This is a genomic window from Phreatobacter sp. (genome assembly GCF_030691135.1).
In the GTDB taxonomy this organism is placed as follows: domain Bacteria; phylum Pseudomonadota; class Alphaproteobacteria; order Rhizobiales; family Phreatobacteraceae; genus Phreatobacter.
In genome coordinates this window covers 1-8,974 of sequence record NZ_JAUYFA010000047.1, presented here as the reverse complement: position 1 = coordinate 8,974, position 8,974 = coordinate 1, and the positions used below count along the sequence as shown (strand labels likewise).

The window sequence follows — 8,974 nt, the reverse complement described above, 5'->3', positions numbered from 1 at the left end:
CCCTCACGGATGGCGAAGCGCAGCTTCTCTTCCATGGCGATCGGCACGATCAGGTTGACGGTCATGGCGATGTTGTCGCCCGGCATGACCATCTCCGTGCCCTCGGGAAGGGTCACGATGCCCGTCACGTCGGTGGTGCGGAAGTAGAACTGCGGACGGTAGTTGGTGAAGAACGGCGTGTGGCGGCCGCCCTCCTCCTTCGTCAGGATATAGGCCTCGGCCTTGAACTTCGTGTGCGGCTTCACCGAACCCGGCTTGCAAAGCACCTGGCCGCGCTCGACGTCCTCGCGCTTGGTGCCGCGCAGCAGCGCGCCGATGTTGTCGCCGGCCTGGCCCTGGTCGAGCAGCTTGCGGAACATCTCGACGCCCGTGACGATCGTCTTCTGGGTGTCGCGGATGCCGACGATCTCGATTTCCTCACCGACCTTGACGATGCCGCGCTCGACGCGGCCGGTCACCACCGTGCCGCGGCCCGAGATCGAGAACACGTCCTCGACCGGCATCAGGAAGGGCATGTCGATCGGACGCTCGGGCTGCGGGATATAGGCATCCACCGTCGCCATCAGCGCCAGGACGGCGTCGTGGCCGATCGCCGGGTTGACGTTGTCCAGCGCCGCCTTGGCCGAACCCTTGGTGATCGGAATGTCGTCACCGGGATACTCGTACTTCGACAGAAGCTCGCGGATCTCCATTTCGACCAGCTCGAGAAGCTCGGCGTCGTCGACCAGATCCACCTTGTTCATGAACACGACCAGCGCGGGAACGCCGACCTGACGGGCGAGCAGGATATGCTCGCGGGTCTGCGGCATCGGGCCGTCGGCCGCCGAAACCACCAGGATCGCGCCGTCCATCTGCGCCGCGCCGGTGATCATGTTCTTCACGTAGTCGGCGTGGCCGGGGCAGTCGACGTGGGCATAGTGACGGTTCGCCGTCTCGTACTCGACGTGAGCCGTCGAGATCGTGATGCCGCGCGCCTTCTCTTCCGGAGCCTTGTCGATCATGTCGTAGGCCGTGAAAGTCGCGCCGCCGGACTCCGCCAGAACCTTGGTGATCGCCGCCGTCAGCGACGTCTTGCCATGGTCGACGTGACCGATCGTGCCGATGTTGCAGTGCGGCTTATTCCGGTTGAACTTTTCCTTGGCCATCGGTCGTGGTCCTTCGGCTGCCAAAATACGGGCGTGCCCGCGGTGGGCGGTCGGTTACGAGTTTTCGCAGCGCTGTTCAAGTGCAAATTGGAACAACCACCGCGACAAGGCGCGCCGGCGGCGTCAGGCAGGCGATGCGTCCGGCCACAGCGCCCTCGCAGAAGCCCCGGTGCAACTCCCCAGCCATTGCTACGCCAGGGGCCACCAGCCCCGCCGCAAAGCCGGCGCAGGGCCTTGCGCCCTCGCGGCACGCTCTGCAAGATCGCAGGGCCGGCCGGCCGGGCCGGCTCCCGGATCGCCTCGCCGCCGCCCGCGTCCCGCCAGGCCGCGGGCCCTCTTCTGTGTCACGCCACCGTCAGAGCCCCGCCATGACCGCGCCCGCAGCGCCCCGCGGAACCAGGCCGCCGCGCATCGGCGCCCTCGCGACCCTCCCCCTGTTCCACAAGCTGCAGGGGCGCCGGGTGGTGCTGGCGGGCGACAGCGAGGGGGCGGCGTGGAAGGCCGAGCTCCTCGCCGCGACCGGAGCGGACCTTCATGTCTTCGCGCCGGATGCGGCCGGGCTGTTCGGCGATCTCCCCGCCGCAGAGGGCGGAACGGTCAGCGTGCATGACCGGCCCTGGACCCCGGCCGATCTCGCCGGCGCCGCCCTCGCGGTCGCCGATGTCGGGACGGACGAAGAAGCCGCGGCCTTCGCAGCGGCGGCCCATGCCGTCGGCGCGGTCGTCAACATCGTCGATCGCCCGACCTTCTGCGACGCCCAGTTCGGCGCGCTCGTCAACCGCTCGCCACTGCTCGTCGCCATCTCGACCGACGGCGCGGCGCCCGTCTTCGGCCAGGCGATCCGCTTGCGCATCGAGGCGCTGCTGCCGCCCGGCCTGCAGGCGTGGGCGAAGGCGGCCCGCGACTGGCGCCCGCGCGTGCAGGCGCGCGAGGCGCCCTTCGCCATCCGCCGCGCCTTCTGGCAGCGTTTCACCGATCGCGCCCTCGCCCATCCGGACCAGGCGCCGGGCGAGGCCGACCGCGACGCGCTGATGGCCGATCTCGACCGGCTGGAGGCGGCGCCCAGGCGCGGCCGCGTGCTGCTGGTCGGCGCCGGTCCCGGCGACCCCGATCACCTGACCCTCAAGGCGCTGCGCGCGCTGCAATCGGCCGACGTCATCCTTTATGACAACCTGGTGACCGCAGAGGTGCTGGAACTGGCCCGTCGTGAGGCGCGGCGGGTCGCCGTCGGTAAGGTCGGCCACGGTCCCTCGGTCAGCCAGGCGGACATCAACGACCTGATGATCTCGCTCGCCCGGGACGGCCAGACAGTCGTGCGGCTGAAGAGCGGCGATCCCGCCATCTTCGGCCGTGCCAATGAGGAGATGGCGGCCTGCCGGAGCGCAGGCATCCCGCTTTCCATCATCCCGGGCATCACCGCCGCGCAGGGCGCCGCAGCATCGCTCGGCCTGTCCCTCACCGATCGCGATTTCGCCCAGCGCCTGCAATTCGTCACCGGGCACAGCCGCAAGGGGGAACTGCCCGATTCGATCAACTGGGCGGCCGTCGCCGACCCGGCCGCCACCACCGTGATCTACATGCCAAGGCACACGCTGCGCCGCTTCACCGCCAGGGCCCTCGCCTCCGGCCTCGACCGGACGACGCCGGCGCTCGCCATCGCCTCGGCGACGCGTGCCGAGGAGGTCCACGTCACCGCCGAGTTCGCCGATCTGCCGGACCTGGTGGAAGGCCTGCCGGCCGCCCTCCCCGTCCTCGTCATCGTCGGTGAAGCGGTCCGCGGTCTCGCAAGCGCACCCGCGGATCCGGATGCCGCCGGGATCGACATGCCCGCATGAACGCGATCTGGCGCGGGAAGCGCGCGGCAGGCTGCGGGTGATGGCGGGAGGCTGGAGCGGGTAGAGGGAATCGAACCCTCGTATTCAGCTTGGAAGGCTGCTGCTCTACCATTGAGCTATACCCGCGCCGAAACGGCGAGTGACCACATTTGCGCGCGGCGATCAAGAGGCGCCGGTCTGCCGTGCGCGGAGATCGCTTGCCGCGGTGTCCCGTTGCCGGCTTCATGCCTGTCCTCTCCGCTCAACCGACGACGCGCCGCGGTACCCCGTCTCATTCATGTCCGATCCCGCCCGTCCGAAGTCCGACAACGTTCACCTGCTCGTACTGGCCACGCCACTGGCGATCACCCAGATGATCGGCTGGGGAACGACATTCTGGCTGCCGGCCGTCATGGTCGGGCCTCTGATCCGCGATCTCGCCATCTCCTCCGAGGCGGTATTCGGCGGAATCACCATCATGCTGCTCGTCAGCGCTGCGCTCGGACCGCGATTCGGCCGGATCATCGACGGCGGCGGGACGCGCTGGGCCATGGCTGCGGGGTCGGCCTGTTTCGCCCTCGCCATGGTCGCGCTGTCGCTTTCCCAAGGGCTCGCCGGCTATGTGCTGGCCTGGGTGCTGATCGGCATCGGTACGCCGCTCGCGCTCACCCAGGCGGCCGCGGCAGCGATGTCGCAGCTCGCCGGCCCGAGCGCCCGGCAAGCCATCGGTTTCCTGATGCTTCTGGGCGGCTTTGCCTCGACCGTCTTCTGGCCGCTGGCCGCCTTTCTCGACGCCACCATCGGCTGGCGCGCCATGTGCCTCGTCTTCGCCGCCATGCACCTCTTCGTCTGCGCCCCCATCCACGCCATCTTCCTCGCACCGCGCTCAGACGAGGAACCGGCGCGACCGCATCTGTCGCCGCGGCCGTCTGCCCCGCCGCTCGACGCAGAGCGACGCCGTTCGGCGTTCATCCTGATGGCCATCGCCTTTTCGCTGCAGGGCTTCGTCACCTGGGGTCTGCCACTGCAGGTCATCGAGATCCTCAAGGCCTATGGCCACTCCGTCGCCTTCGCCATCTTCGCCGGCAGCCTGATGGGCCCGGCCCAGGTGATCTCGCGCCTTGCGGAGGTCGTTTTCGGACGGACGACCGGTATCCTCACCGTCGGTGTCGTCACTGCCGCCGTGATGCCGGTGGCGGTGCTGCTGCCTGTTTTCAGCCCCGACTCCGTCGTCCTCTGCGGCGCCTTCGTCATCGGCTACGGCATATCGGCCGGAGCGATGACCGTGGTGCGCAGCGTCGCTCCCCTCGCCCTGTTCGGCCGCGAGACCTATGCGACGATGAACGGCTGGCTCAGCCTGCCGCAGAACCTCGTCTTCGCCAGCGCCCCGATCGTCTACGCCTTCGTCATGCGCCACTGGGGTCCGACGCCGACCCTCATGCTCTCCTTCGGTGCCGCGCTTGTCGCGCTCGGCACCATGGTGATGCTGGAGCGCCGCTTCCGTCACGACACGACCGCCTGAGGCCGCTTCTGCGCGTGAGAGAGGCGGACCACCCGTTTGACGATAGTTGCGGATGCAACTAAATAGGTGAGGCTACAAGAACCGGAGGAACGCCATGACCCTGCAATATGTGACGGGCTTCGTGCCCACCGATGGCCGCGGCGGCGGCACGCTCCAGTACATGTCGGGCTTCGGCAACTCGTTCGAGACCGAGGCGCTGCCAGGCGCCCTGCCGATCGGGCGAAACTCGCCGCAGAAGTGCAATTACGGACTCTACGCCGAACAGCTCTCCGGTTCGCCCTTCACGGCGCCGCAGGCCACCAACCAGCGCTCCTGGCTCTACCGCATCCACCCCTCGGTGAAACATTCGGGACGCTACCGGAAGGTCGACAGGGGCCTGCTGCGCACCGCCCCGGAGGCCCGCAACGAGAGCGACCTGCCGATCAACCAGTTGCGCTGGGACCCGACCCCGATCCCGACCGAACCCGTGACCTTCGTCAACGGCCTGTGGACCGTGACGACGGCCGGCGATTCCGACACGCAGGTCGGCATGGCGGCGCATGTGCTGGTCGTCAACCGCTCGATGACCAACGAGTACATGTTCAACGCCGACGGCGAGTTCCTCGTCGTCGCCCAGGAGAACCGGCTGCGTTTCCGCACCGAATTCGGCGTCATCGAGATCGAGCCGGGCGAGATCTGCATCATCCCGCGCGGCGTCGTGTTCAAGGTCGAGCTCGTTGACGGCCCGGCCCGGGCCTATGTCTGCGAGAATTACGGCGGTGCCTTCACGGTCCCGGACCGCGGCCCGATCGGCGCCAACTGCCTCGCGAATTCCCGCGACTTCCTCACCCCCGTCGCCGCCTATGAGGATCGCGAAGAGCCCTCGACCATCTATGCCAAATGGGGCGGCGAGCTCTATGCGGCGGCCATCGGCCAGTCGCCGCTCGACGTCGCCGGCTGGCACGGCAACTACTACCCCTACAAATACGACCTCCGGCATTTCTCGCCGGTCGGCCCGATCCTGTTCGACCATGCCGACCCGTCGATCTTCACGGTGATGACGGCGCCCTCGGAGACGCCGGGCACGGCGAATATCGACTTCGTCATCTTCCCCGAGCGCTGGATGGTGGGCGAGAACACGTTCCGCCCGCCGTGGTACCATCGCAACCTGATGAGCGAGTTCATGGGGCTGATCTACGGCGTCTACGACGCCAAGCCCGTGGGCTTCGTGCCCGGCGGCATGAGCCTGCACAATTGCATGCTGCCGCATGGTCCGGACACGCCGGCCTTCGAACATGCGAGCAATTCCGAGCTCAAGCCGACCAAGCTGACGGGCACCATGGCCTTCATGTTCGAGACGCGCTTTCCCCAGCGCGTGACGCGCTGGGCGAGCGAATTGTCGACGCTGCAGCCGGACTACACGGACTGCTGGAAGGACCTGAAGAAGCACTTCGACCCGACCCGCAAGGAGCCGAAGTGACGCGCCGATGACCATCGGCTGAGTGGACTGCGCGTCATCCCCGGTTCCTGCCCGGGCATGACGGATCAGGCCGCGAGCCAGCCCTGCCCCTCAGCTGACGACGGGCAGGTCGACCACGTCATAGGCATGGCCGATGGTGCGCTTGAGGACGGGATCGACCAGTTCCATCTCGAAGCGCGCCGCCGGCCGGATGCCGCCGATGGCCCCCAGCGTGCCGCCGAACATCAGGGTGGCGGGCAGCAACGTGTCCCGGCCGGTCCACCTGCCGATGAGGTCGGAGGGCGGGCGCAGCTGGGCGAGCGGGCCTTCCTGGTAGAGCACGCGCTCGCCGCCGATCACCGCATGGGCGCGCAGCAAGAGTTCGTCCCAATGCGGCGCGACCTCCTCGTATTTCCACAGGATGGTGCCGACCGGCTTGGCGCACATCTGTTTCGACAGGGCGATGCCGTAGGTTTCCGCCTTGCGATCGGTGTGGTCGGAGCCGACCGTCACCCAGAGCCCGTCGGCGAGCGACAGGATGACCGGCTCGATCTCGCCGGAGGAATCGGGGCCGAGCACCTCGACGCGGTGGCTCTGCGTCACCAGCGCTGCGGCGCCCCGGTAGAACACCGGCACGGACGAGGGCGGCGGCACGCCGATGGCGGCGAGTTCGTGGATGTGGTGCTGGATCGCCGCCTCGTCGCGTCCGGCCCAGCCGGCGACCACCAGGGTCTCGAGTTCGACGGAGATGCGGTCGGAGCGGCCGGCGACGTGGCGGGTGAAGGTCAGCATGGCGGGAGAGGTCCTCGAACGGGCGACGACGACCGATAGCGCGAGACAGGCCGCGCCGCCATGGCCCCTGACGCGCTGCGCCCGTCGCAGGACTGCAAGGCAGGCCCGCTAAGCTTAACGGCGGGCGGCGGTTGCCGTCGCCGGGGTCATGCGGTTTGATCCGCGCCGACGTCTTTCAGAGGGGACACGACAATGCAGCCGATGAGCGCCGGCATCACCAAGGCCGGAACCGGAATGGACGGGATCGTCTGGAACATTCTCGGCCAGACCTATGTGCCCAAGCAGGTCAGTGAGACCTCCATGTCCTGGCACGCCACCTTCCCGCCCGGCACCTTCGTGCCGCCGCACATCCATCCGACCCAGGACGAGTTCATCTACATGCTCGAGGGGCGCTTCGACCTCGTGCTGGAGGGCAAGGAGTTCGTCGCGACCGCCGGCGATCTCATCCGGCTGCCCATGGGCCTCGCCCACGGCATCTTCAACAAGACCGACCAGACCGTGAAGTGCTTCTTCTGGGTCGCGCCGACGCGCAAGCTCTACGACCTGTTCTGGGGCATCCATTCCCTGCCCGAGCAGAACCCCGACGCCGTGGTGGCGCTCTCCGCCAAGCACGAGGTGGTCTTCCTGCCGCCGCCGCCCGGCGCCTGATCAGGCGCGCTGCGCCCGGGCCTGTGCATAGGTGACGAGCGCGACGCCGACGACGACCACGACCGCGCCCGCCCACGTGGCGGGCGCATAGCTTTCGCCGAGGATGAAGGTGCCGGCGACGAGCCCGACCGCCGCGGCGGCATAGCCGATCTGGCTGAGATAGACCGGCCCGCCGACCTGCTGCAGGCGGAAGAACATGGCGAGATTGGCGCCGGTGGCGACGATCTGGGCGATGATGAGCGCGGGAATGCCGAGCACCGCCATAAGGCCCTCAAACCCCTCCCCCGACGCGAAGACGGCGGCGAAGAGTAGCGCCGTCGCGACGATGTTGATGGCGGAGGCGAGTGAGAGGGAATCGGCGCCCGCCGGCCAGTTGTGCGAACGATAGACGTTGCCTGAGGCGAGGCAGACGGGGATGCACAGCGCCAGCAGCACCCAGCGGAGCGAGGTGTAGCTGCCGGCGCCGTCGCCGCGGAAGGCGATGATGACGAGCACGCCGGCAAGGCCGACCACGATGCCGACGACGCCCAGGAGCGACGGCCTGCGTCGCGCCACGAGCGAGGCAATGGTCAGCGTCAGGATCGGCGAGAGAGCGAACATCATGCCCGCGAGACCGGCGCCGATCTTCGGGATCACCACGAAGATGATGAGATTGGGGATGACGAAAGAGACCAGCGCCGCGACGAGGTAGTAGACCCGGTGGCGCGGCGACGGCGCCCGGCCCCGCGCCACCGCGCCGATGGTCAGGAGAATACTGGCGCCGAGCGTCGAGACGAAGACCCAGGAGGCCGGCGGCGCGCCGGCAGCGGCCGCCAGCTTCTGCAGCGGCAAGGTCGCGCCGAGGCAGATTCCGCAGCCGAGAAGCAGGAGTGCGGCCTCGCGCATGCGGGCATTGGCGATCATGCAGGGTCCGTCCGGGAGCGCGACGGACCCGAAACCGTCTCGGGACGTCAGGCCGCCTTGCGGTTGACCTTGTCCTGCGAGAAGCCCGCCGTCGAGGCATAGCCGCGCACGATGGCCTTGCGTTCCTCGAAGGACAGCACCGTCTCGATGTCGGTGAAGCCGTCGGGCGCCCGCGCCTCGACGGCGTCGATGACGCCCTCGGGGCCGCCCTTCCTGTTCATGCGGACGATCTCCGCGGTCAAAGGCAGGCGCTCGCGCTCATAGGCCCAGAGCGCCTGGACGGGATGTTCGGCGGAGACGAGCAGGTCGGCGAGGCAGCGGGCGTCGAGGATGGCCTGCGAGGCGCCGTTGGAGCCGACCGGATACATCGGATGGGCGGCATCGCCGAGCAGCGTGACGCGGCCATGGCTCCAGCGCGGCAGCGCATCGCGGTCGCACATCGGATATTCCCAGAATTCCGGCGTCGCCTCGATCATGCGCTGGGCGTCGAGATAGGGCAACGAGAAGCGCTTGAGGTAGGGCATGATGTCCTCGAAGCGGCCCGGACGCGACCAGTCCTCGCGGCGCGGCGGCGTCGTATTGTTCTCGCCGATCTTGGCGGCTATGGCCCAGTTGGTCAGCTTGCGGCCGGGCGCGAGGCCCTCGGCGATCGGATAGATGACGAGCTTGGCGCTCATGCCGCCGGCGATGACCATGGAGCGGCCGGTGAGGA

8 protein-coding genes and 1 tRNA gene are annotated in these 8,974 nt (G+C 68.5%); 4 read left to right on the top strand and 5 right to left on the bottom strand.

Annotated features, from left to right (window positions below):
- The coding region (gene tuf, locus Q8O26_RS08040) for an elongation factor Tu (protein ID WP_305574986.1) at positions 1-1,145 on the bottom strand (1,145 nt) is incomplete at its 3' end.
- A 368-nt stretch (positions 1,146-1,513) separates the two neighbouring features.
- On the opposite strand from tuf, the gene cysG reads away from it, so the two are divergent.
- Positions 1,514-2,980 (top strand): siroheme synthase CysG, encoded by a 1,467-nt coding sequence (cysG, locus tag Q8O26_RS08035; protein WP_305574985.1) that lies wholly within the window; start codon positions 1,514-1,516, stop codon positions 2,978-2,980.
- 52 nt (positions 2,981-3,032) lie between these two features.
- Here cysG and Q8O26_RS08030 read toward each other — a convergent pair.
- A tRNA-Gly gene (locus Q8O26_RS08030) sits at positions 3,033-3,106 on the bottom strand.
- A gap of 151 nt (positions 3,107-3,257) precedes the next feature.
- Here Q8O26_RS08030 and Q8O26_RS08025 point away from each other — a divergent pair.
- Together Q8O26_RS08025 and hmgA are read left to right on the top strand one after the other, a co-directional pair.
- Entirely contained in the window at positions 3,258-4,481 is a 1,224-nt protein-coding gene (locus tag Q8O26_RS08025) for an MFS transporter (RefSeq protein ID WP_305574984.1), read from the top strand.
- Between the two features lie 94 nt (positions 4,482-4,575).
- Positions 4,576-5,940 (top strand): homogentisate 1,2-dioxygenase, encoded by a 1,365-nt coding sequence (hmgA, locus tag Q8O26_RS08020; RefSeq protein WP_305574983.1) that lies wholly within the window; start codon positions 4,576-4,578, stop codon positions 5,938-5,940.
- Between the two features lie 90 nt (positions 5,941-6,030).
- Here the strand turns inward: hmgA and Q8O26_RS08015 are convergent, their stop codons facing one another.
- Positions 6,031-6,711, bottom strand: a complete 681-nt coding sequence (locus tag Q8O26_RS08015; protein WP_305574982.1) for a DUF2848 domain-containing protein — start codon at positions 6,709-6,711, stop codon at positions 6,031-6,033.
- A 192-nt stretch (positions 6,712-6,903) separates the two neighbouring features.
- On the opposite strand from Q8O26_RS08015, the gene Q8O26_RS08010 reads away from it, so the two are divergent.
- Positions 6,904-7,359, top strand: a complete 456-nt coding sequence (locus Q8O26_RS08010; protein ID WP_305574981.1) for a cupin domain-containing protein — start codon at positions 6,904-6,906, stop codon at positions 7,357-7,359.
- On the opposite strand, the gene Q8O26_RS08005 is transcribed toward Q8O26_RS08010, so the two are convergent.
- Both Q8O26_RS08005 and Q8O26_RS08000 read right to left on the bottom strand, forming a co-directional pair.
- Entirely contained in the window at positions 7,360-8,262 is a 903-nt protein-coding gene (locus Q8O26_RS08005; RefSeq protein ID WP_305574980.1) for a DMT family transporter, read from the bottom strand.
- Positions 8,263-8,309: 47 nt separating this feature from the next.
- A partial coding sequence (locus tag Q8O26_RS08000) for an FAD-dependent monooxygenase (RefSeq protein WP_305574979.1) occupies positions 8,310-8,974 on the bottom strand: 665 nt, incomplete at its 5' end.